Here is a 25,541-nt window from a genome sequence, read left to right as displayed (position 1 = left end):
CCCTTTACGATCCCAGCATGGATATGGCGGCGATCATCAATTCCGCCACGGTGGTAAACGGCAACACCGTGTTGACCCTTGCCGCCGGCCAAACCATCACCATCCTGGGCCAGACCGGCGACGTAGCGGGATGGTTCGGCTAACAAATCATAGCATAGCGCCACCTGCGTTTAGCCGAACGCAGGTGGCGCTGGAGGAGCCTGCATCCGCTATAGGGCCTGTTGAGATTTATGATTCCCAAATCTGGGTTGATGTGGTTCAAGCTTCTGATGAAACGCTTGATACTGACGGATGCGCAGTGGGCGAAGATGTCGCTGTATTGCTTGAGGAAGCCAACGGACCCCGGTCGGCGCCGTTGGCATGTGCCGCCGGCAATTGAGGTACAGTTCAGTCAGTTCAATTCAGCAAAGGCCAAAGGTGATGAGTTCGAACCGGGTTTCCACCGACGACGCCTTTGTCCGCCGACTGAACCTCAATCTTCTTTATCCGCTTGATGCCATTCTGCACGCCCCCACCCTGACGGAGGCGGGGCGTCGGGTCCATCTCAGCCAGTCCGCGATGAGCCATGCGCTGAAGAAACTCCGCGACCATTTCGGTGACGATCTGGTCACCCATGCGGGCGGCGACCAGTTTCTCACCCCGTTGGGCATGGCACTGCGAGGGGAAGTTCGCCGGGTGATGCGGGAGGTGGAAGGAACCTTTAATTACGCCCTGGATTTCGATCCTCTGACCAGCCAGGACAGTATCACCATTGCCACCTCCGAGGGGGTTGAGCAGATGCTGCTGGGACCGGTATTGCGGCACCTGTCGCGCGACGCGCCGAACATGTGCATCAACCTGATGCCCTTGGACATGGCAATGCCCCAGCAGGCGCTGGAGCATGGGGCCGATCTGCTGCTGCTTCCGGCCTCGACCGCTGTTGACCGCTTGGAGACGCGCCCAATCCTGAGCGACCATGCTTCCTGTATGGTGTGGAGCGAGCATCCCGACCTGTTGGACCAATTTGAGATCAGTGAGGCGCACTATCGTGCCGCCCGCCATATCGCGGTCCAGGGCGAGGCCCCCCCCTTCCAGCCCCTGGATGCGAAGGGGGCCGATTTGCTGAAGTCCCGCAGGATCTGTGTTCGCGCCAGTTCCCAGGCGACCCTGCCGATGTTGGTCGTCGGCAGCAACCTTGTGGCCACCGGAAGCTCCTGGTTGTTCCAGTCTTATGCCTCAATGATGCCGCTGAAGGTGATCCCAGTGCCCTTCGCTTCGCAATGGACCAGCATTGTGGCCCAATGGGGCAGCCACCGGCGGCGAGACCCCATGCTGGCCTGGTTCATCAAGTGCCTGGAAGAGCGGGGACGGCAGCTGATGGGCCGATGATGGCCATTGCCGCTATTCATGCCGTGCATGAACAGTTCTAATTTGTCCGTCACGAAGCCGTAGCATAGCCTCAACACTGACCGGGAAGTTCGGCCATGGCCCAGGCCATGAGACAAGAACGCTGGTTAACAGGGGGACGGCCGCTATCCTGGAGCCGCTTGGGCAAAGGGATGCCATCACCGCTGCCAGGCGGGGCTGTTTTTTCATAAGGGCCGACATTCACCAGGGCGCGTGGCTGTTGCTGCGCGTGGCGAGGGGAGTGCGCGCCGCAGAAAGGGGGTTCACATGTTCAATGTTACGGCCAATGCGCGTCGCTTCCGCAAGACTGCCGGTTTCGGGTTGCTGTCCACCATGATCATGGCGGCGACGATGCCTGCTCTTGCCCAAGAGGAACGCGTTCAGGATTACACCCTGCCGTCCATGCCGTTGGCGCAGGCCCTGCAAAAGATTGCCGCGATGAGCGGTAAGGCGATCCGATATGATCCTGACGCCGTAGAAAATGTGGCTGCCCGTCCGGTTGAACATGCGGCGACCCCGCTCCAGGCCATTGAAACCGCAATCGGCCGTGCGATCCTGATCGTTGATGAGCAGAAGGATGGCAGCTTCGATATCTATGGCACCATCACGGTCACGGCCCGCCGTGATGAGGCGGAAATCAATGCGCTGGTGCGACAAGCCTCCACCTCCGACCGCAGCGGCCTGTCGCTGCGCGAACAGCCGCGCAACACGCAGGTGATCTCCGCCAAGACCATCGGGGACCAGCAGGCGCTGTCCATCACCGACGTGCTGCGCAACGCCGGCAGCGTCTCCGCGCAGTTGAACAACCCCAATGCGGGGGTGAGCTATACGGTGCGCGGGTTCAACAGTGGTGGCCTGATCAACGGTCTTTCCGGTTCCTCAACCTATGGTGTTACAGCAGGAGCCAGCCAGCCCGTCGCCAGCATCGAGCGGGTGGAAATTCTGAAAGGGCCAGATGCCCTGTTGGTCGGGTTCGACAATCTGGGCGGCAATGTCAATGTCGTGACGAAGAAGCCAAGCGCGAACACGCGAGTGGATATGAGCGTCGACACCGGCTCCTATGGTTTGCTGCGCGGTGTCATTGATGCCAACGGCGCGCTGACGGAAGATGACAAGTTCACGGCCCGTGCGATTGCCAGTGCGCAGCGGGCGGACCGCAATTACGGCGGCTATACGGGCAACAAGGAATATCTCTTCGCCCCATCGCTGCGTTTCAAGGATGCCAAAAGCGACATTATCCTGGGCGCCACCCTGACGGAGGCCACAACCGGCATCGTTCCGTTCACCCTGTTCGATCCGAATACAAAGAAAATCATCGAGCGTAGCCTGAGCACGCCAATCTTTTCCGGTGATCAGTCCGTCCATATCGAAACGAAGCGCGTCTACCTCGACGCGACGCATGAATTCACGCCCAACATCGCGTTCGTCGCCCGTGGCCTGCATGATGACAATAAGCTGGGGCTTGATGTGTACCCGCTCGGCCGCAACCGGCAGGGCCAGCTTGTGGCGGCGGTGCGCGGTTCCGGCCAACAGGGTAAGTCCAATGCGGCAGATGCCTTCTTCCGGTTCAACACGGCAATTGGCAGCCTGGTGAAGGCCCGGCTCAATGTTGGGTATAATTACAGCAGCGGCTACTTTGAGCCTCTGAGCAGCAGCGCCTATACGGTGATCCCCAATATCCCCCTGGGCGCTAATAACAGCATTCCGGTGCCGCCGCGCCCCGAGGCGACGAACAAGTCCTTCCGGCTGAAATCCCAGCAGCAGGGCATTTATGGGCAGATGCTCGTCGAAATCGGGAAGCTGAAGCTGTTGGGCGGCGTGCGTCGCAACTGGTACGAGACCAATTTCGAGATGTTCGGCTTTAGCAAGCCGCCACCCACGAAGAATTCGGCGGATGTCCCCAATTTCGGCATCATCTACGATGCGACGGACAATTTCTCCATTTTCGCCAATTATGTGAAGGGTAATTCACCCGTCACATCGACGGACGTGACGGGCAATCCGCTGCCCAACATCACCTCCACCAACAAGGAGGCGGGGGTGAAGCTTGATCTGTTCAATGAACGGGCAACGATCAACGCCTCCTATTTCGATATTCAGCAGGACAATACGCTGGTCCCGGATACACAGCATCCAGGCTTTTCGCTCCCCGCCCCTGGGCAGCGCGGACGGGGGATCGACTTGAATATCGTTGGGCAGATTATGTCTGGCTGGACGGTTCAGGCATCCCTGACCCGGACCAACTATGTTCAACTGACACCGACCGCGTTCAGGAAGGTTGTATTCCGGCAGCCGCGCGTTACCTACAGCCTCTACAGCAACTATCGCACCGAGATTACCGATGAGTTGACCGGCGGCTTTGGGGTGGGCTTGTTCGGGCGCACGCATTCATACGCGGATAATCTGGGGGCCTATGTCGTGCCGGGTGCCCGTCAGGTGGATGTCAACGGCTTCCTCTCCTTCGACGGGTTCGATGTCAATCTCGGTATCCGCAATCTCTTCGACCGGCGGAATTACAACGTCACCACGGTGCCGGATTTCGTACCTGTCGATGAACCGCGTAATGTACGGCTGAGCATCAGCAAGCGTCTGTTCTGACAGGTTCCAAACAGCCATGATGTCCAGCCAATCCAACATTGAGGAGGCCCGCCTGGAGGCGGGCCCCCGCTACGCCAAGCAAGATAAGCGCGAGCGAATCGGTCATGCTTGGCGGCTGACGACCCGGTATTTCGTCTCCGAAGACTGGAAGGCAGCCTGGTTTCTGGTGCTCTGTTATATCGGCATCCAGGGCGGCACGATCTATTCCTTCATCTGGTCGAACCAGTGGCAGCGGGAATTTTTCGACTCGATTGAGCAGCGTCAAGCCGGCCTCTTCCTCTCGCTGATCGTCAGCTTCCTGATGATCGCGGCGCTGCAGGTTGGCGTGACTTTGGCCAATGGCTTGGTCGGCTGGACCCTGACCATGCGCTGGCGGCGGTGGCTGACCAACTGGTACATGGACCGTTGGTTCGCCCGCGACCGGTTCTATGACATTGAACGGTTGCGGATGATCGACAATCCCGATCAGCGCATTGCTGAGGATATCCGGGATTTTACCTCGATCATCAGCGGTAATTCGCTGATCGGCGTTGCCATCGGCATCGGTTCCAGCCTGGTCAGTGCCATCAGCTTCGGCGTTATCCTGCAGCAGATGTCCAGCCCGCTGGAATTCACCCTGTTCGGCTATGATCTCTGGCTGCCGGGTGGCGATCTGATCTGGTTCTCGATCTTCTATGTGCTGTTCGGTTCAGTGGTCATCACCTGGATCGGCAAGCCCTTTATCCGGCGGCGGATGCGTGAACAGCATTTTGAAGCTGATTTCCGTTCCAGCCTTATCCATGTCCGCCGCAATGGTGAACAGATCGCCTTTTCCGGCACCCAGGGGCTGGAAAAGGACGGGTTGAGGCAAGCCTTCGAAAATATCCGCCATAATTGGTACCGGCTGATGTGGGCCAATATCGGACTGAGCCTGGGGACCGGCATCTATGAACGGGTGATCGGCGTGGTCCCGCTGTTCCTGACCGTGCCCAAGTTTTTCGCCGGAACGATCAGTTTCGGCCAGGTCATGGCGGCGCGCGATGCCTTCACCATGTTCACTACTTCCCTGTCCTATTTCGTCCAGGTCTATCCTGGCATTGCCCGGCAGATTGCCAATATCAACCGTCTGAAGGCGCTGGACGATTCCATCGACAATGAGCGTCCCCGCGGTATCCGGTTTCTGCCGGGTGAGACCCTGGAGGGCGTATCGATCCAAGTAACCGGTCTGCACCTGCGCCGTCCCAATGGGGCACCGTTGGTGGCCATGGATGAATGGACGGTGCGCGACGGGGAACGCTGGGTGATCGAAGGTCCGTCGGGGGCCGGCAAGACGACATTGCTGCGCGCCATCGCCGGGCTCTGGCCCGATGGGGCGGGCAGCGTGGCGATGACACGGCGCGGCAGCGCCATGCTGGTGCCGCAGCGCCTATACCTGCCGCTGGGCAGCCTGAAGAACGCGATCTGTTTCCCCGACCGGGCGCAAGATCATGACGATGCCACCGTTGCCGCACTGCTGGAGAAGGTGCGCCTGGAGCAGCATATCCCCGCCATGCACCAGGAGCGGATGTGGCAGGACGAACTGTCGCCGGGTGAACAGCAGCGCGTGGCCCTGGCCCGCATCCTGCTGCAACGTCCCAGCCTGCTGGTGCTGGATGAGGCGACAAGCGCCCTGGATGCCAGCAACGCGGATCATTTCTACAGCTCGGTGCTGGCGGCGATGCCGGACACCACCATCATCAGCGTTGTGCATAACGAGAAGCTCGCCAGTTTCCACACGCACCGTCTGCTGCTGTCGGCTGGACAGGGGCACACCATGGCAATCGGGGCACCCCAATGAGCGAACTATTAACCCGTAGCGAAGGGGAACTGCGCGTGGCAGCCGCCCGGGCCGTTGAGCTGGCGGTTCAGCGGGGGGCGGCGGCACGCGCCACCGCCAGCAATCACGGCTTTGCCCGGATCGTCATACGCGACGGGGTGGTGGAAACGGCGGAGCGCAGCGGCGGCCAATCCCTTTCCGTTACTGTCTTTCGGGAGGGGCGGCGCGGATCGGCCTCCACCGAGTCGCTGGACCGCGCCGCCATCGAACGGGTGGTGGAGGAGGCGATGCTGATTGCCGGCCATGTCCAGCCCGATCCCGATGCGGCCTTGCCGCCTGCCGACTGGCTCGCCATCACCGGCCCAGCCCCAGAACTCTACGCCGAGGGGCCGCGCGGTACCGACACGCTGATGGCAGCGGCCGGCGCCATCGACCGCGCCGCGGTGGCGGTTGCCGATGCTGTTCAAGGGCGGCTCAGGGTCAGTGAATCCGTGGCACTTGCTAGTGAGAATATCTGGGCGCTTGCCACCAGTGACGGCTTTTGCCGCAGCGCGCGTTCCTCCCAGGATGGGCGCTGGTGCGCGATGCTGGCGCAAGATGGGGGCGGCAGCACCTCCGATTACTGCCAGTCGCAGGGACGCCGGGCTGATGCCCTGCTGCCAGCACAGGCCATCGCGGAACGGGCTGCTGAACGCGCGCTGTCCGCACTGGGTGCCCGCACGGTGAAGAGTGGTCGCTACCCGGTACTGTTCGATGCCCGCACCGCCCATTCCCTGGTGGGGGAGCTGGCCGGTGCGCTGACCGGCATGGCACAGCACCGGAAGATGAGCTTTCTGGCCAATCCGCTGGGGCGTGCTGTTGCCGCCCCCCATCTTGACCTGATCGAAGACCCGTTTGAACCGCTGGGCATGGCCAGCGGTGGGTTTGACAGTGAGGGGATTGCCGGATCGACACGGGCGATCCTGCGCAAGGGCGTAGCGGAAGGCCTGTTCCTTTCCACCTTCTCCGCCCGCAAGCTGGGTATGCGATCCACCGGCAATGCGGATGGCTTCTATAATCTGCGGCTGGTCAGCGATGCACCGGGGGGTGACTGGCTGGCAATGCTGCGGCGCCTGGGCACCGGACTGGTGGTCACCGGCCTTCAAGGCGGCTCCATCGACCCGACCAGCGGCAACTGGACCCATGCGGTCAAGGGGCTGTGGGTGGAAGAGGGGATGGTGGTTCACGCAGTAAACGACGTGACCCTGGCGGGGTCGATGCCCGCCATGCTGACCGGCATCCAGGCCGTGGGCAGTGATATCGAACGGCAAGGCGCCATCAGCACCGGTTCGATCCTGATTGATGAAATGCAGGTGGGAGGCGGCGCATGAATGGCGGTGAAAGCGCAATCCAGCGGGTGGGTGCCAGGCTGTTCGGTCCGACCGGACTGGATGAGGCGGTGATCGGTCGCGCCCTGGGCGAGCTGGCCGGTGGCGGTGCCGATCTGGCCGACCTTTTTTTCGAAGCGACGAGCACCCGCACCTGGCGGCTGGAGGATGGCCGCGTCACTAATGGCAGTTTTGCCATGCGCCAGGGTGTGGGTGCGCGGGCGGCGCATGGCGCCGCTGTCAGCTTCGCCCATTCCGCCGATATCCGGCCGCAACCCCTGCTGGATACGGTGCGCGCGGTGCGCACCCTGGCCCGGCATGGCGACACATTGCGGCATCCGCAGGGTGTGGCGATGACCCGCCGCGCCGGCGAGCACGCGCTCTATCCGGTCCTTGATGTGGTTGCGTTCGAAGATGCGGCGGCCTGGATCGACCTGCTGGGCCGGATCGATCAGCTTGCCCGGGCAGCCGATCCCCGGATTGTGCGCGTCGAAGCCAATGTACGGGCCAATGACACGCAGGTGCTGATCGCCAATGCCGATGGTGAACTGGCGGCGGATATCCGCCCGCTGACCATCATCGGGGTGAGGCTGGTCGCTGAACAGAACGGAAAGCGGGCCCGTGGTCAGGCGGGGCTGGGCGGCAGGCTGGGCCTGCAGGGCTTCGACGCTGCGGCAGTGCAAAGCATGGTCTCGACGGCGGTACGGATGGCGCTGAATAATCTGGAGGCGATCCCTGCCCCGGTCGGTCAGATGCCCGTCGTTCTGGGGCCGGGCTATCCCGGCGTGTTGTTCCACGAGGCCGTTGGCCATGGGCTGGAAGGCGACCATCACCGCAAGCGGCTGTCCGCCTTTGATGGCCGGGTCGGCCTGCGCATCGCCGCCCCCGGCGTCACTGTGATCGATGATGGCGGGCTGCCCGACCGGCTGGGTTCCCTTGGCGTGGATGATGAGGGAAGTGCCGCTGACCGCACGGTTCTGGTGGAAGACGGGGTGCTGACCGGCCTGATGCAGGATCGGTTGAATGCCGGGCTGATGAACCAGCGATCCACCGGCAATGGGCGGCGGCAATCCTATGCGCATCTGCCGATGCCGCGCATGACCAACACGTTCCTGGCCAATGGCACGGATGATCCGACCGATATCCTCGCCTCCATTGATCGGGGGATCTATGCCACCGCCTTCGATGGTGGACAGGTCGATATCGTTTCCGGTCGTTTCAACTTCACCACCTGCGAGGCCTGGCTGGTGGAAAAGGGTCGGCTGGTGGCCCCGGTCCAGGGTGCGACCCTGATCGGTGTCGGGCATGAAGCCCTGCTGAATATCTCGATGGTGGGCAACGATCTGGCGCTCGATACCGGCGTCGCAACATGCAGCAAGCAGGGGCAGACGCTGAGCGTCAGCGTCGGCCAGCCCAGCCTGCGCATCGACCAGATGATGGTGGGCGGCCAGGGCACCTGAGCCGGTTTCCCACAAAGCAATGGAAAAGGATTTGACCATGCGTGATGCCAACGAACAGGACTTCGAAGACGTCGTCATGAACAGCGACAAGCCGGTGCTGGTTGATTTCTGGGCCCCCTGGTGCGGTCCCTGCAAGGCCTTGGCCCCGACGCTGGAAGAGGTGGCGAAGGAGTACGCGGCGGAAATGAATGTGGTGAAGGTCGATATCGACCAGAATCCCAAGCTGGCCGAGCGGTTTGGTGTACGCGGCATCCCGCTGTTGCTGATCGTGAAGGATGGCAAGGAACTGGCCCGCACCTTCGGCACCGTGTCGCGCAGCCGGCTGGATGCGTTCCTGGAAGCCAATGTGGGAACACTCTGATGTCGAACATTGCTTTCCAGGGTGACCCGGCAATCAAGCAACTGGCGCTGTCCCGTCTGCGCCATCACATTACAGCCGACACCTTTGTCATCTATCCCGCCTGGGCAGAGGGCAAGGCCAATATAATCGGCGCGGTGGTCGAGGCGGATGACCACCAGCTTTACGCGGAAATGCTGGGCTATCCATTGCCGCTGGTCATGGCGGTAGAATCCATCGTCAACGCCTTTCGGATGAAAGAAGGCGCGGAATTTGCCGAAGCTTGGCTGGAACAGACACCGGTTGGCGCCGATCTCTCCCAGGTCGTGGCGCAAATATTGGCCAGCATTCTGGAAGAGCCGGCCCTTGTCGCGCTGACCCGTGGCCATGAAGGGTTGGAGCAAAGCCGGCTGTCTGTCATCGCCCTGCATCGCCGGATGCTTGCCGGTGAAGAACCTGACCGTCGGGAATGGAAGCTGGCCCGCCTGGCCGCCGTCGCTGCCACCGATACTGTCACCGACGACAGTTTCCTGCGTGCCGCTGGTGCCATCATCGAGGCAGCGGCCTGGCCCGGCACCATGCGCACGGTTCTGCGTGATACGCTGGGAGCCCGTGGCGGGCTGGAGACCAAACAGGTTATGCAGGAGATCGACTGGACCGAGGCTGACGAAAGCCGCGTTTTCAAGATCGTGTCCGGGGCCGAGGGGCAATTGACGGAACTGTCTGGTCTGGAACGGGTCTATGCGCTGCTGGAAGCCGACGATCCCAAGTTGCCCCCCCGTTTCCGCGAACGGGTGCGGCAGTATGAGAAGTTAGGTGCCGCCTATAAGGCAATCGGTTGGAAGATCGTAAAGTTTCTGGAACAAGCACCGGTTCGTTCCTAGCGTTACAGTTGCGTATTTCCTGAGTGGCTTCGGCTTTGCCGGAAAACGACGCGGCCATCCCCTCGATCGCCTGCTTGCGCCAAGCGCTGATCATCGTCTGGTGAACACCGTGCTTCGACACAAGCTGCGCCATCGTCAACTCGCCCCGGATCGCCTCCAGTGCCACCTTCGCCTTGAAATCAGCTGAATATCGCTTCCTCTGTCCCGTCATGTCGGTCATCCTTCAATAATACCAACGGTCATAATTCATGACCGTTGGTACGGCGGCGACTGCCGCCGCGCGGCACGTGCCGCGTGAAGCCAAGCCAACGGATGTTGGCACCGGCGCCTGAGGTGCTGAAAATATTGACTGACGGTCAATATTTTCAGCCGCTGGTATAAGGCCGAACCAAGCTTAGCAAACTGTCCGCTCACGGGGGACCTGCTCTTAAAATAGTTCTGTCACCCGTCGCCGCAATGCAGCGGTGAGAGGCACGCGATTAGTGAGGAGATGTTTGTACCATTCCTGCCGGCGGCGGTAATGTTGGGATAGCAGTCGTTCATTGGCGACGTATCGATAAGCGGCATCAGCCAGCCGGCGACGTAAGTCAGGGCTTGTGATCAATGCACGCAGATTTTCGGCAAACGCTGCAGTGCTGGTATAAATCAGGCCTGTTACGCCCGGTTGGACCGTGTTGCCATAGACCACGGGACTAGCCAGGACCGCCGTCCCTTGGGCCCCGGCCTCAATGAATTTCAGGTCCGATTTCACCCTGTTGAACGCTGTGTCCACCAGCGGAAGGAGAGCAATGTCGGCATTGCGCAACTGTTCCAGATACTGCGCGTAGGGGCAGGTGGCAGTGAACCGCTTGTGCGGGGTGATCAGGGCATCGAAAAAGGCGCGGTCATGCACCACATCGACCCGCACCCGCAGATCGGCCATGTCGGCCAGTACCGCGTTCAGGGCGGGCATGATGGATGCCCAATCGTTTTCGCGGTTCAGGGCACCGAAAAAAATCACCGTCTCGTCTGCCGCTGATCGCCTTTGCAGACGGGGCGGCGGCAGATCGGATACGCAATTGGGAAACACCGCCACTTCGGGATTCCATTGGCGCAGAAGGGCGGCAAGCGGCTCGGTGGAAGTCTGGATGGCATGGGCGGCCCGGAAGGTCAGATAATCATGAGCTGCAATCTCGCTGAATGGCTCCGGGTGGTCATCGAATTCCACCACCAGGACTGTCTTCTTTTTAATCATCTGGCGTAATATCTGGGTACTCTGCGAGCGGGTCAGGATCGGACGTTGCCAGACCAGCACTTGGCCCCCTTCGGGGCAGGGCGGGAACACGATTCCCTTGGACGATGCGCTCTGAACGCTTACCTGCGTCCCCGGAATCGTCGCCTGGAACTGCAGCGGCAGATTGATGCGGACATCATTGATCCCACCGATAGGCTTGCGCGTCAGGGCGTTGATGCAGAGCCGCCGTGGAGCCCGTGCCCGTCCGGCCCTTACCACATACTGGAGCGCACCGGCCTGCGTGGCGAAGCGGGCGCTATCGATGTTCAACGCCGCCAGCGTTGGCTCGATTGCCTGCTGGAAATCGCTGAAGCCCTTTGGGGTGAATGGTCGCGGCGTGATGTCATGCACGATCAGGCCGGCATTGGTGAACAGCTCGCGGATGGTATCAAGGGTAAAAAACCGCAATTGGCCATGGTCCGGCAACCCCTCATCCTGATACGGCCATTGGCCGTTCAGAAGTTTGGCCAATATCGACCAATGCTGCACGTTCAGGATGGACGCCAGCACCATCCCGTCATCCGCCAGCCAGCCGGCATGGCTTTCCAGCAGACGCGATGGCGCGCGCAGATGTTCAAGCACGTTGCCATAGACGACGACGTCGACCTTTTCATCCGGCCCGAGGGGCAGATCCTCCCGCCGGACGGCCTCGACATCGCCTTCCACGACATGGCCGAGGCGGGACTGGGCCATGGAAGCCGCGACCGGATCAACCTCGATGCCGATATAGCGGCATGTCGGATTAAAGGGAAGATAGGCGGCCCCCAACCTCCCGGCGCTGCACCCCGCCTCAAGCACGACCTGCGCGTCGCGTGGCATAAGCCGGAGCAGGGCGGGATTGAAGCGGTCGAGATGGTCAGGAGGGGGCTGATCGGGCGGCTTGGTCATCGAATTCCTGTTATGTCACTGCCGGCCATACGCCCCATCGGCCTCGATCTTCCGCTCCATCGCATCGACAGTTCCGCTGGCGCGGCGCATCGTATGCAGCATTGGGATGGCTGTCCAATGGAACCCGCGCGCCCGGCGTGCCGACAGACCATTCGCTTGACCTCGCCCTTGGGGTGGCTATCCTTGGTCGCAATGCGCAGCCCCGTCGGTTGTCCGCTACGTGCCCGAAACCAGTGTGACCCTTGCTGTGGCTTCCGATTTCGAACATGATTTTCAAGGGGGCGCTGACCTGTTGCGCCGTGGACGGGTGAATGAAGCCATCATTGTCATGACCCGTGCGGTTGCCGCGCGTCCCGACCATGCCCAGGCTCGGCACAACCTTGGCATGGCGTTGAAGCGCAAAGGGGATTTAGGGGCGGCGGCAAGCAACTTTATCGAAGCGATCCGTCTTGATCCTTCCCTTGAAACAAGCCGTCTCTCGCTTGCGGAGGTACTGAAATCCCAGGGCCGCTCTGGCGAGGCGGTGCGCCATGTCCGACAGTTGCTGGAGAGGCAACCGGATCACGCCAGCGCCTGGCGGATGCTCGGACTGCTGCTGAAGGGGCTGGGAGAATCTGCAAGCGCCGTCGCCGCGTTCACGCGTGCGGCAGCGCTCAACCCACGCGATGGTGCCTCCCGTTTCGGGGCCGTCATGGCATTGTTGCCACCCTTCTACGACCGGCAGGATGATATTGCCCAGGCGCGCGCGGCCTATACGACGGCGCTGGAAGCGCTGCCGGCCTCGTTGCGCCTGGATACACCGGATGGCGCGGCGGCGGCGGCTGATGCCTACGGCTCTTTTCTGCCCTATTATCTTGCCTATCAAGGGCAATCGGATCGCGCGCTGCAAGCCCGGCATGGTCGCATGGCCGTGGATATCCTGGCCCGTCGCCATCCTGAATTCGCGTCCGCCCCCGTCCTGCCACTGGAAGGGCCGATACGGGTGGCCGTGGTGTCGGGCTTCTTCTGCTGGCACACCATCTGGAAGCTTTTTATCCGCGGCTGGATGGCGGGCTTTGACCGTCAGCGGTTCCAACTGTTCGGGTATCACACAAGAACGGCGTCGGACGCGGTGACGGCATTGGCCCGCGACGGCTTCGACCGCTTCGTCGAAGGCGAGACCAATTTTGTGGCTTTGGCCCGGCGTATCCGCGATGACCGGCCGCATGTCGTGCTTTTTCCTGAAATCGGCATGGACAATCTGACGGCGCGGCTGGCCGCAATCCGTCTGGCGCCGTTTCAATGTGTGGCCTGGGGGCATCCGGATACCACCGGGCTGCCCACCATTGACGCTTTTCTGTCGAGCGATCTTATGGAACCACCGGGCGCGGAGGGGGACTACACCGAGCCCTTGGTCCGGCTGCCCGGCCTCGGTATCCATTATCCAGCACTGCCAGTGCCGGAGGAGCCGCTGGACCTGGCGTCGTTCGGGGTCGGGCCGGACGACATCCTGTATCTCTGCTGTCAATATCTGTCAAAATACTTGCCTGATGATGACGACCTCATCGCCCGCATCGCGGCGGCAGTGCCGACGGCACGTTTCCTGTTCATCACCCCGCGTTCCGAACTACTGGCCAACCGTCTGCGTGCGCGGTTGCGGCTGGCCTTTGGCCGGGCCGGGGTGGTTGACGCGGATAGAAGGGTGACGTTTCTGCCCTATCTTTCGCCCGGACGTTACGCCTCGCTGAACGCCCAGGCCCATGTCTATCTGGACAGTGTCGGTTGGTCCGGGGGCAATACGACGCTGGAAGCGGTTGCACAGGGATTGCCGGTCGTGACCTGGCCGCGTGGGTTGATGCGCGGACGGCACAGCGCCGCGATCCTGACGGCCTTGGGCGCAACCGCAACCCTGGCCGATAGCGCTGATCGCTATGTCGATATCGCTGTACGTCTCGGCCACGATCCGGATTTCCGTGCGTCCGTGCGGCAGGCAACCCTGCGCGGCCTACCGGGATTGTACGGGGATGTAAGGCCAATAAGGACGCTTGAACGATTGTTGGAAGATCGGGTTCGGATGAATGGATACTTAATCTGAAAACAGTAATAAATATAATTGGGAAATTATTTTTTGCTATGCGATTTTTGTGAACTATAAACAATTTTGTTGGTATATTTTTTAACTTACTAAGTTAATTTATTTTTTTTCTAAAAAATTAATCAAAAAAATTGATATTTACTCAAAAAAATACATCAATTTCATTATATGTGGATTATTATTAGAAATAATAAGAGGATTTATTGGGAGATAAAATATTATTTTGTTGCGTTCTGCATCGGAATTGCAGTAATAAATTTCAGCGGCGATAAATGCAAATTTGCGCGCCCGCAGCGTCATGGCCATGGCGCTGATTTTGGGGCGCGGTCAGTTCATGGGGGCGGAAATGCAATTTACACAAAAAATTGGTAACTTCGGAAGTGGGTATGCTTCCATCAAGGTCAATGCATCCGGCCTTGTCAATGTAGATAGTGTCGGTGATGGTACAAAATCCGTTACAGTTCAGGTTGTTAACGGCACATTTCAAATCACCAATGATGGCGTGAATGGCGGTACCGCAACGACCTTGCTGGACGCCTCTGGAACGGCGCTGTCGTCGACCACGTATGGCGTTGGCTTATCGTGGGTCGGTGAAACGGGAACAGCCAATCTTACCGGCGGTGATCTGGGCGACTTTCTGTTGGGTGGCGACGCGAACGATACGGTCGAGGGCGGTCTTGGCGCGGACACCCTCTACGGCAGCAAGGGCGATGACAGCCTGACTGGCGGTGGTGGCAATGACAGGCTGGCTGGCAATGAGGGGCTGGATACCATCTATGGCGGCGAGGGGGCGGATACGGTTTACGGCAATGCCGGCGACGACGTCATCTACGGGGATGCCGATAACGACCGGATTTACGGCAATGACGGCAATGATACCTTATACGGTAACGACGGCGCCGACACAATTTTGGGCGGTACCGGGGCGGACTCCATCTTTGGCGGAGATGGCGCCGACAGCCTGATGGGCGATGCCGACAATGACAGCATCGATGGCGGCGCGGACGATGACAAGCTGTACGGCAATGCCGGCGATGACACGCTGTTCGGTGGTGACGGTGCGGATATCCTGTACGGCGGGGCTGGCGCGGACTCGCTGAGCGGTGGTTCTGGAAACGATCAATTCATATGGACTTCGGACGCGGATGCCGTGGGTGATACGGTGGCCGATTTCGCTGTCGGCGATCAAATTATCCTGACGGGTGACTATACAGCGCTGAACAGCACCGCCGCCGGCAATATCGCGGTAACGGGCGGTACGCTGACCTTGAGTTCGGTGACCGGATCCTTTTCGGCGATCTATGATCTCGGTCTCGGAAGGACCACGATTACCCTTCAGTCTATCGTCGCGCCCGCGGGCTTGGCCGTGGCCACGGCGTCGGACACCGGCAGTTCGTCAAGCGATGGCATTACCAGTGCGACAACGCCCGTCATTACCGGCACGGTGACCGAGGCCGGCACGGTCACACTCTATGACAGCGACGGCACCACATCGCTCGGCTCCGTTGTGGTTGCTGCGGCAGGGTCTTGGTCGATCACGCCCACGGCGCTGACGGATGGCGTTCATAACCTGACCGCCAAACTGACCAATGCGGGCAGCGTCACCTCGTCGGCATCGACCGCCCTTTCCGTGACGATTGATACCGCGGCACCGAACGCACCCGCCATCACTTCCGCCGCGTCGACCAATGATACCACGCCCACGATCAGCGGCACGGCAGAGGCCGACAGCACCGTCACCCTGACGGTGGCGGGTGCGACCTATACTACCACGGCCACAGGTGGTGCCTGGAGCATCGATACCGGCACAGCCACGCCGACCAGCGGCACGCTGAGCCTGAACACCAATGGCAATAATGCCGTTTCGGTGACCGCGACGGATGCCGCAGGAAATGCGTCCACGGCTGGTACCCAGACCCTGGCGGTGGACGCCGTCGCCCCCAACGCGCCGGCTGTCACCTCTGCCACCCTGACCAATGACACCACACCCACGATCAGCGGCACGGCAGAGGCCGGCAGCACCATCACCCTGACGGTGGGCGGTGCGACCTATACCACCACGGCCACGGGCGGTGCCTGGAGCATCGATACCGGCACAGCCACGCCGACCAGCGGCACGCTGAGCCTGAACGCCAACGGTACCAATGCCGTTTCGGTGACCGCCACCGACGCCGCCACCAATGTCTCCACCGCTGGCACCCAGACACTGACCATCGACAGCACGGCACCGAATGCGCCGGCCGTTACCTCTGCTGCGTCCACCAACGATGCGACGCCGACCATCAGCGGTACGGCAGAGGCCGGCAGCACCATCACCCTGACGGTGGGCGGTGCCACCTACAGCACCACGGCCACAGGCGGTGCCTGGAGCATTGATACCGGCACAGCCACGCCGACCAGCGGCACGCTGAGCCTGAACACCAATGGCAATAATGCCGTTTCGGTGACCGCGACCGACGCCGCAGGAAATGCATCAACCGCCGGCACCCAGACCCTGGCGGTGGACGCCGTCGCCCCCAACGCGCCGGTTGTCACCTCCGCCGCATCGACCAACGACACCACGCCCACGATCAGTGGCACGGCAGAAGCCGGCAGCACCATCACCCTGACAGTGGGCGGTGCCACCTACAGCACCACAGCCACAGGCGGTGCCTGGAGCATCGATACCGGCACAGCCACGCCGACCAGTGGTGCGCTGAGCCTGAACGCCAACGGCACCAATGCCGTTTCGGTGACGGCAACCGATGCCGCCACCAATGTCTCCACCGCTGGCACCCAGACCCTGACCATCGACAGCACGGCACCGACTGCGCCGGCTGTCACCTCTGCCACCCTGACCAACGACACCACACCCACCATCAGCGGCACGGCAGAAGCCGGCAGCACCATCACCCTGACGGTAGGCGGTGCCACCTACAGCACCACGGCCACGGGCGGTGCCTGGAGCATCGATACCGGCACAGCCACGCCGACCAGTGGCACGCTGAGCCTGAACGCCAACGGTACCAATGCCGTTTCGGTGACCGCCACCGACGCCGCCACCAATGTCTCCACCGCTGGCACCCAGACACTGACCATCGACAGCACGGCACCGGCTGCGCCGGCCGTTACCTCTGCTGCGTCCACCAACGATGCGACGCCGACCATCAGCGGTACGGCAGAGGCCGGCAGCACCATCACCCTGACGGTGGGCGGTGCGACCTACAGCACCACGGCCACAGGCGGTGCCTGGAGCATCGATACCGGCACAGCCACGCCGACCAGCGGCACGCTGAGCCTGAACACCAATGGCAATAATGCCGTTTCGGTGACCGCGACCGACGCCGCAGGAAATGCATCAACCGCCGGCACCCAGACCCTGGCGGTGGATGCCGTCGCCCCCAACGCGCCGGTTGTCACCTCCGCCGCATCGACCAACGACACCACGCCCACGATCAGCGGTACGGCAGAGGCCGGCAGCACCATCACCCTGACGGTGGGCGGTGCCACCTACAGCACCACGGCCACGGGTGGTGCCTGGAGCATCGATACCGGCACAGCCACGCCGACCAGTGGCACGCTGAGCCTGAACGCCAACGGTACCAATGCCGTTTCGGTGACGGCCACCGACGCCGCCACCAATGTCTCCACCGCCGGCACCCAGACACTGACCATCGACAGCACGGCACCGAATGCGCCGGCTGTCACCTCTGCCACCCTGACCAACGACACCACACCCACGATCAGTGGCACGGCAGAAGCCGGCAGCACCATCACCCTGACGGTGGGCGGTGCGACCTATACCACCACGGCCACAGGTGGTGCCTGGAGCATCGATACCGGCACAGCCACGCCGACCAGCGGCACGCTGAGCCTGAACGCCAACGGTACCAATGCCGTTTCGGTAACGGCCACCGACGCCGCCACCAATGTCTCCACCGCCGGCACCCAGACACTGACCATCGACAGCACGGCACCAAATGCGCCGGCTGTCACCTCTGCCGCTTCCACCAATGATGCGACACCGACCATCAGCGGCACGGCAGAAGCCGGCAGCACCGTCACCCTGACGGTAGGCGGTGCCACTTACAGCACCACGGCCACGGGTGGTGCCTGGAGCATTGATACCGGCACAGCCACGCCGACCAGCGGCACGCTGAGCCTGAACACCAATGGCAATAATGCGGTTTCGGTGACGGCGACCGACGCCGCAGGAAATGCATCAACCGCCGGCACGCAGACCCTGGCGGTGGACGCCGTCGCCCCCAACGCGCCGGTTGTCACCTCCGCCGCATCGACCAACGACACCACGCCCACGATCAGCGGTACGGCAGAGGCCGGCAGCACCATCACCCTGACGGTAGGCGGTGCGACCTACAGCACCACAGCCACAGGCGGTGCCTGGAGCATTGATACCGGCACGGCGACGCCGACCAGTGGCACGCTGAGCCTGAACGCCAACGGCACCAATGCCGTTTCAGTGACGGCAACCGATGCCGCCACCAATGTCTCCACCGCCGGCACCCAGACACTGACCATCGACAGCACGGCACCGAATGCGCCGGCTGTCACCTCTGCCGCCCTGACCAACGACACCACACCCACCATCAGCGGCACGGCAGAAGCCGGCAGCACCATCACCCTGACGGTAGGTGGTGCGACCTATACCACCACAGCCACAGGTGGCGCCTGGAGCATCGATACCGGCACGGCCACGCCGACCAGTGGTGCGCTGAGCCTGAACGCCAACGGTACCAATGCCGTTTCGGTGACCGCGACCGACGCCGCCACCAATGTCTCCACCGCCGGCACCCAGACACTGACCATCGACAGCACGGCACCGGCTGCGCCGGCCGTTACCTCTGCTGCGTCCACCAATGATGCGACGCCGACCATCAGCGGCACGGCAGAGGCCGGCAGCACCATCACCCTGACAGTGGGCGGTGCCACCTACAGCACCACGGCCACAGGCGGTGCCTGGAGCATTGATACCGGCACAGCCACGCCAACCAGCGGCACGCTGAGCCTGAACACCAATGGCAATAATGCCGTTTCGGTGACCGCGACCGACGCCGCAGGAAATGCATCAACCGCCGGCACGCAGACCCTGGCGGTGGATGCCGTCGCCCCCAGCGCGCCGGTTGTCACCTCCGCCGCATCGACCAACGACACCACGCCCACGATCAGCGGTACGGCGGAGGCCGGCAGCACCATCACCCTGACGGTGGCGGGTGCGACCTATACCACCACAGCCACGGGTGGTGCCTGGAGCATCGATACCGGCACAGCGACGCCAACCAGCGGCACGCTGAGCCTGGATACCAACGGCACCAATGCCGTTTCAGTGACGGCCACCGATGCCGCGACCAATGTCTCCACCGCCGGCACCCAGACCCTGACCATCGACAGCACGGCACCGGCTGCGCCGGCTGTCACCTCTGCCACCCTGACCAACGACACCACACCCACCATCAGCGGTACGGCAGAGGCCGGCAGCACCATCATCCTGACGGTGGGCGGTGCCACCTACAGCACCACGGCCACAGGCGGTGCCTGGAGCATCGATACCGGCACAGCCACGCCGACCAGCGGCACGCTGAGCCTGAACGCCAACGGTACCAATGCCGTTTCGGTGACCGCGACCGACGCCGCCACCAATGTCTCCACCGCTGGCACCCAGACACTGACCATCGACAGCACGGCACCGAATGCGCCGGCTGTCACCTCTGCCACCCTGACCAATGACACCACGCCGGTGATCAGCGGTACGGCGGAGGCTGGCAGCACCATCACTCTGACGGTGGGCGGTGCCACCTACAGCACCACGGCCACGGGTGGTGCCTGGAGCATTGATACCGGCACAGCCACGCCGACCAGCGGCACGCTGAGCCTGAACACCAATGGCAATAATGCCGTTTCGGTGACCGCGACCGACGCCGCAGGAAATGCATCAACCGCCGGCACCCAGACCCTGGCGGTGGATGCCGTCGCCCCCAACGCGCCGGTTGTCACCTCCGCCGCATCGACCAACGACACCACGCCCACGATCAGCGGTACGGCGGAGGCCGGCAGCACCATCACCCTGACGGTGGGCGGTGCCACCTACAGCACCACGGCCACGGGTGGTGCCTGGAGCATCGATACCGGCACAGCCACGCCGACCAGTGGCACGCTGAGCCTGAACGCCAACGGTACCAATGCCGTTTCGGTGACCGCCACCGACGCCGCCACCAATGTCTCCACCGCCGGCACCCAGACCCTGACCATCGACAGCACGGCACCGGCTGCGCCGGCTGTCACCTCTGCCACCCTGATCAATGACACCACGCCGGTGATCAGCGGTACGGCGGAGGCTGGCAGCACCATCACTCTGACGGTGGGCGGTGCCACCTACAGCACCACGGCCACGGGTGGTGCCTGGAGCATCGATACCGGCACAGCCACGCCAACCAGCGGCACGCTGAGCCTGAACACCAACGGCACCAATGCCATTTCGGTGACCGCGACCGACGCCGCAGGAAATACTTCCACCACTGGTACCCAGACCCTGGCGGTAGACGCCGTCGTTCCCAACGCGCCGGTTGTCACCTCTGCCACCCTGACGAATGACACCACGCCGGTGATCAGCGGCACGGCAGAAGCCGGCAGCACCATCACCCTGACGGTGGCGGGGGCGACCTACAGCACCACAGCCACGGGTGGTGCCTGGAGCATCGATACCGGCACGGCGACGCCGACCAGCGGCACGCTGAGCCTGAACGCCAACGGCACCAATGCCGTTTCGGTGACGGCCACCGATGCCGCCACCAATGTCTCGACGGCTGGCACCCAGACCCTGACCATCGACAGCACGGCACCGAATGCACCGGCTGTCACCTCTGCTGCGTCCACCAACGATGCGACGCCGACCATCAGCGGTTCGGCGGAGGCCGGCAGCACCGTCACCCTGATGGTGGCGGGGGCGACCTACAGCACCACGGCCATAGGCGGCACCTGGAGCATCGATACCGGCACAGCCACGCCGACCAGCGGCACGCTGAGCCTGAACACCAACGGCAATAATGCCGTTTCGGTGACCGCGACGGACGCCGCAGGAAATGCTTCCATCGCTGGCACCCAGACCCTGGCGGTGGATGCCGTCGCCCCCAACGTGCCGGTTTTCACCTCTGCCGCATCGACCAACAATGCGACGCCGACCATCAGCGGCACGGCGGAAGCTGGCAGCACCGTCACCCTGACGGTGGCGGGTGCGACCTATACCACCACAGCCACGGGCGGCACCTGGAGCATTGTCCTGAGTACGGCGACGCCGACCAGCGGCACGCTGAGCCTGGATACCGACGGCACCAATGCCGTTTCGGTGACGGCCACCGATGCCGCCGCCAACGTCTCCACCGCCGGCACCCAGACCCTGACCATCGACAGCACGGTACCGAACGCGCCTGCTGTTACCTCTGCCGCATCGACCAACAATGCGACGCCGACCATCAGCGGCACGGCGGAAGCCGGCAGTACCGTCACCCTGACGATAGCGGGGGCGACCTACAGTACTACGGCCACGGGCGGTACCTGGAGCATTGACCTGAGCACGGCGACGCCGACCAGCGGCTCGCTGAGCCTGGATACCAATGGCAATAATGCCGTTTCGGTGACCGCGACGGACGCCGCAGGAAATGCTTCCACCGCTGGCACCCAGACCCTGGCGGTGGACGTCGTCGCCCCCAACGCGCCGGTTGTCACCTCCGCCGCATCGACCAACAATGCGACGCCGACCATCAGCGGCACGGCAGAGGCCGACAGCACCGTCACCATGACGGTGGCGGGTGCGACCTATACCACCACAGCCACGGGTGGCACCTGGAGCATTGACCTGAGTACGGCGACGCCGACCAGCGGCACGTTGAGCCTGGATACCAACGGCACCAATGCCGTTTCGGTGACCGCCACCGACGCAGTAGGAAATGCTTCGACCGCTGGCACCCAGACCCTGGCGGTGGACGTCGTCGCCCCCAACGCGCCGGTTGTCACCTCCGCCGCATCGACCAACAATGCGACGCCGACCATCAGCGGCACGGCAGAGGCCGACAGCACCGTCACCATGACGGTGGCGGGTGCGACCTATACCACCACAGCCACGGGTGGCTCCTGGAGCATTGACCTGAGTACGGCGACGCCGACCAGCGGCACGTTGAGCCTGGATACCAACGGCACCAATGCCGTTTCGGTGACCGCCACCGACGCAGTAGGAAATGCTTCGACCGCTGGCACCCAGACCCTGGCGGTGGACGTCGTCGCCCCAAACGCGCCGGTTGTTACCTCTACCGCATCGACCAACGATACCACGCCATTGATCAGCGGCACGGCAGAAGCCGGCAGCACCATCACCCTGACGGTGGGCGGTGCCGCCTACAGCACCACGGCCACGGACGGTACTTGGAGCATCGATACTGGCACGGCGACGCCCACCAGCGGCACGTTGAGCCTGGATACCAACGGCAACAATGCCGTTTCGGTGACGGCCACCGATGCTGCGGGAAATGCTTCCACCGTCGGCACCCAGACCCTGGCGGTGGACGCCGTTGCCCCCAACGCGCCGGTTGTTACCTCTGCCGCATCGACCAACGACACCACGCCATTGATCAGCGGCACGGCAGAAGCCGGTAGCACCATCACCCTGACGGTGGCAGGGGCGACCTATATCACAACCGCCACGGGCGGTGCTTGGAGCATTGATACCGGCACGGCGACGCCGACCAGCGGCACGCTGAGCCTGAACACCAATGGCACCAATGCCGTTTCGGTGACGGCCACCGATGCTGCGGGAAATGCGTCCACCGCCGGCACCCAGACCCTGAACCTTAATCTGGACAGCACGGCACCGGCTGTGCCGGTTGTCACCTCTGCCACCCTGACGAATGACACCACGCCCACGATCAGCGGTACGGCGGAGGCCGGCAGCACCATCACCCTGACGGTGGGCGGTGCCACCTACAGCACCACGGCCACAGGCGGTGCCTGGAGCATTGATACCGGCACAGCCACGCCGACCAGTGGTGCGCTGAGCCTGAACGCCAACGGCACCAATGCCGTTTCGGTAACGGCAACCGATGCCGCAGGAAATGTTTCCCAACCCGGCAGCCAGACATTGAGCCTGGATACAACCGCACCCATAGCTGTGACTGCCGCGTTCGAGGACACGACTATCGATGCCGGCGAGCAGGTCAATGTTGCCTTCATCATTGGCAATGGTGAAGTGGGTGCCGGTTACAGTTGGGCAATCACCTCATCAGGCGGGGGGAGATTGACCGGCAGCGGCACCATGGACGCGTCCAACGCGCGCATCACGGGGCTGGACCTGTCTGGTCTGGGTGACGGTAACCTTAGTCTGACCGTGACGCTGGCGGATGCCGCTGGAAATGTCTCGGCTTCGTCGACTGCCAGCGCCACCAAAGTTCCGGCGACCGTTGAAAAGCCGGTGCCTGTCAGGCCGCCAACGGAGGAAACCGTCGATGGTGCTACTGTGCAAGGCAAGACGGAAACGCAAGTGGATGGCAGCCAGACAAGCACAATCGTGGTCACGGCGCCATCAGAAGGCCGACAGGAAGATCCGACCACGCCCAATGCCAGTCTGGCCGATGTGCCGGTGGTGCGCGAGCAGGTAGTGGACCCGGCAACCGGCGCGGTAAACACGGTCACCACGCTGACCGTGAGTGTTCCCATCGGCGTTTCAGTCACGGCCTCGGGCAACGCCGTCCGGACGAACCCCACTCAGTCGCTGACCGACCTGATCCAGGAAATCGGTGCCCGCACGGATGCCGGCTCGCAATCACAAGACGATCTGACAAATGGCGGCACCAGTTTCATGGGGGGGCTATCGACGCAGACCCAGTTGCTGGTGCGCAGTATCGACTACACGACCCCCGACGCCAGCAGTGGAAGCGAGACAATCGTCACCCAGGTCACTGGCAACACCTTGGGTTCGGCGGTGCCAACGGCCCTGGTCCTTAACACTACGGCGGTTCAAGGCTCTATTCTCATCAACCTGAACAATGTCGAGTTCGCCGCGATCATCGGAAGCGCCACTGTGGTCGGTGGCGAAGGCAATCAGATTGTCTTCGGAGATACCAGCAGCCAGACCTTGATCCTGGGTGAAGGCGATGACGTGCTGTCGGGCGGCGGCGGCAATGATACGGTCGCCTCGACCTTTGGCAACGACACGCTTTCCGGCGATGCCGGCGACGATGTCGTGCATGGCGGCGACGGCGATGACTGGGTGCTGGGTGGTACCGACAATGACCTAGTCGGTGGCGGCACCGGCGATGATCGTGGGTTCGGTGGCAGCGGCAACGACCGTTTGTTTGGGGAAGCTGGCAACGACACACTCACCGGCAATGAGGGTGACGATACCATCAGTGGCGGTGATGGAAACGATGTGTTGTTTGGTGAGGATGGCAATGACCAACTGTTTGGAGAAGCTGGCCATGACACGCTTGTGGCCAGTACCGGCAATGACACTGTGTCGGGCGGGGATGGCAACGATCTGATCGGACTGGGTGCCGGCGATGACGTTGGTAACGGTGGTGCCGGTGCCGACATCATGTTTGGCGAAGACGGAAACGATACGCTGTTTGGTGGGGTGGGTGACGATCAGATCAATGGCGGTGCCGGTAATGACCTGATCTTCGCCGAGGGCAGTGACACCCTGTGGGGTGGATCTGGCCAGGATACGTTTGCGGTCGGGGCCACGTCCGGCGGCACTGTGATTGCCGATTTCGAGGTCGGCGTTGACCGGCTGTCGATCTATGACGCCAGTGTAAACTTTAGCGCGGTCATTGCCTCGGTGCGGGTCGTTAACGGTAGCACCAGCCTAGACCTAGGCGGTGGCCAATACATTACCGTGATCGGTGCTGTTGGTGACGTCGCCAGTTGGTTTGCGGGTGAGTGATGGCGGGTAACACGCTTGGCTGCCCAGTACGGCTGATCTAGCAAGGCCGCCTTGTGCCGGACCTTCGGCATTGCTTGCCGCACGCTGATCGTGACCTTGAAGCGCAGCGGGTGGAACGGCCTTAGAAAATTGGACGCCTCCGGGAACCCTTGGTGACGGTGTTCCCGGAGAGGAATTCGGGTTATCAAGACGCGCCATGGCGGTTTCCCAGCGTGTCGTGGTCTGCAGAGACCGCATTCCCGGGCGGTTTTGGCCTCAAGCGGATGGAGTTCTCCTATCGAACCAGACACCCATCGTTTCATGTTGTAGGCCATGACAGCGACTGTGATAACCGCCTTGAGTTGAGGCATTTGATGCCGATGGTGCGGTTGATGAGCTTCATCTGTCGGGTCCGGGGCCATCATTTACATGCAGGTCGAGGCCATGGCTGAGATATCAAGCCCCGATGAAAACATTCAAACCATCACTTTGCCAACAAAAGCCGACTGACCATTGGCCACCTCATACGCAGCACAATGTTACACCACCTTGACGGACGCGATGCTTCCTGAAGAA

Annotated in this window: 9 protein-coding genes and 2 pseudogenes; 9 read left to right on the top strand and 2 right to left on the bottom strand. The window is 62.3% G+C overall.

Annotated elements, in window-relative coordinates; all coding sequences use genetic code 11:
• Positions 1-420 precede the first annotated feature (420 nt).
• The 7 genes and pseudogenes from GE253_RS07015 to GE253_RS06985 all read left to right on the top strand — a co-directional run bounded on the left by GE253_RS07015 (position 421) and on the right by GE253_RS06985 (position 9,827).
• Entirely contained in the window at positions 421-1,368 is a 948-nt protein-coding gene (locus tag GE253_RS07015) for a LysR family transcriptional regulator (RefSeq protein WP_211101373.1), read from the top strand.
• 285 nt (positions 1,369-1,653) lie between these two features.
• A complete protein-coding gene (locus tag GE253_RS07010; RefSeq protein WP_153203389.1) occupies positions 1,654-3,984 on the top strand; it encodes a TonB-dependent receptor in 2,331 nt (776 codons plus the stop codon).
• Between the two features lie 16 nt (positions 3,985-4,000).
• Positions 4,001-5,800 (top strand): ABC transporter ATP-binding protein/permease, encoded by a 1,800-nt coding sequence (locus tag GE253_RS07005; RefSeq protein ID WP_153203388.1) that lies wholly within the window; start codon positions 4,001-4,003, stop codon positions 5,798-5,800.
• Positions 5,797-7,149: a metallopeptidase TldD-related protein gene (locus GE253_RS07000; protein WP_153203387.1), complete on the top strand. Its 1,353-nt coding sequence runs from the start codon at positions 5,797-5,799 to the stop codon at positions 7,147-7,149. Before GE253_RS07005 ends, GE253_RS07000 begins: the two co-directional genes overlap by 4 nt.
• Entirely contained in the window at positions 7,146-8,606 is a 1,461-nt protein-coding gene (locus GE253_RS06995; protein WP_153203386.1) for a metallopeptidase TldD-related protein, read from the top strand. The genes GE253_RS07000 and GE253_RS06995 overlap by 4 nt, the downstream gene beginning before the upstream one ends.
• Positions 8,607-8,619: 13 nt before the next feature.
• Positions 8,620-8,967 (top strand): annotated as a pseudogene (trxA, locus tag GE253_RS06990) (thioredoxin); the annotation flags it as partial.
• A complete protein-coding gene (locus GE253_RS06985; RefSeq protein WP_153203384.1) occupies positions 8,967-9,827 on the top strand; it encodes a hypothetical protein in 861 nt (286 codons plus the stop codon). The pseudogene trxA and the gene GE253_RS06985, both read left to right, overlap by 1 nt.
• Here the strand turns inward: GE253_RS06985 and GE253_RS26480 are convergent.
• A pseudogene (locus GE253_RS26480) lies at positions 9,757-10,038 on the bottom strand (transposase); the annotation flags it as partial. The gene GE253_RS06985 and the pseudogene GE253_RS26480 overlap by 71 nt on opposite strands.
• Positions 10,039-10,254: 216 nt before the next feature.
• Positions 10,255-11,988 carry a methyltransferase domain-containing protein gene (locus tag GE253_RS06975; RefSeq protein ID WP_153203383.1) on the bottom strand — a complete coding sequence of 578 codons (1,734 nt, stop codon included), beginning with the start codon at positions 11,986-11,988 and terminating at the stop codon, positions 10,255-10,257.
• 220 nt (positions 11,989-12,208) lie between these two features.
• Between GE253_RS06975 and GE253_RS06970 the strand changes: the two genes are divergently transcribed.
• Both GE253_RS06970 and GE253_RS06965 read left to right on the top strand, forming a co-directional pair.
• Positions 12,209-14,062, top strand: a complete 1,854-nt coding sequence (locus tag GE253_RS06970; protein WP_153203382.1) for a tetratricopeptide repeat protein — start codon at positions 12,209-12,211, stop codon at positions 14,060-14,062.
• 502 nt (positions 14,063-14,564) lie between these two features.
• Complete coding sequence (locus tag GE253_RS06965; RefSeq protein ID WP_173012536.1) at positions 14,565-24,986, top strand: Ig-like domain-containing protein; 10,422 nt, start codon at positions 14,565-14,567, stop codon at positions 24,984-24,986.
• The last annotated feature ends 555 nt before the right edge of the window (positions 24,987-25,541 follow it).

Source organism: Niveispirillum sp. SYP-B3756 (assembly GCF_009495745.1).
Lineage (GTDB): Bacteria > Pseudomonadota > Alphaproteobacteria > Azospirillales > Azospirillaceae > Niveispirillum.
Note: the sequence above shows the minus strand (reverse complement) of the source record. Positions and strands in the feature narration are given on the sequence as shown.

Coding starts and splice junctions, on each gene's coding strand:
- GE253_RS06975 (WP_153203383.1), bottom strand. CDS start 11,988: ATGACCAAGCCGCCCGATCAGCCCCCTCCTGACCATCTCGACCGCTTC.
- GE253_RS07005 (WP_153203388.1), top strand. CDS start 4,001: ATGATGTCCAGCCAATCCAACATTGAGGAGGCCCGCCTGGAGGCGGGC.
- GE253_RS07000 (WP_153203387.1), top strand. CDS start 5,797: ATGAGCGAACTATTAACCCGTAGCGAAGGGGAACTGCGCGTGGCAGCC.
- GE253_RS06995 (WP_153203386.1), top strand. CDS start 7,146: ATGAATGGCGGTGAAAGCGCAATCCAGCGGGTGGGTGCCAGGCTGTTC.
- GE253_RS06985 (WP_153203384.1), top strand. CDS start 8,967: ATGTCGAACATTGCTTTCCAGGGTGACCCGGCAATCAAGCAACTGGCG.
- GE253_RS07015 (WP_211101373.1), top strand. CDS start 421: ATGAGTTCGAACCGGGTTTCCACCGACGACGCCTTTGTCCGCCGACTG.
- GE253_RS07010 (WP_153203389.1), top strand. CDS start 1,654: ATGTTCAATGTTACGGCCAATGCGCGTCGCTTCCGCAAGACTGCCGGT.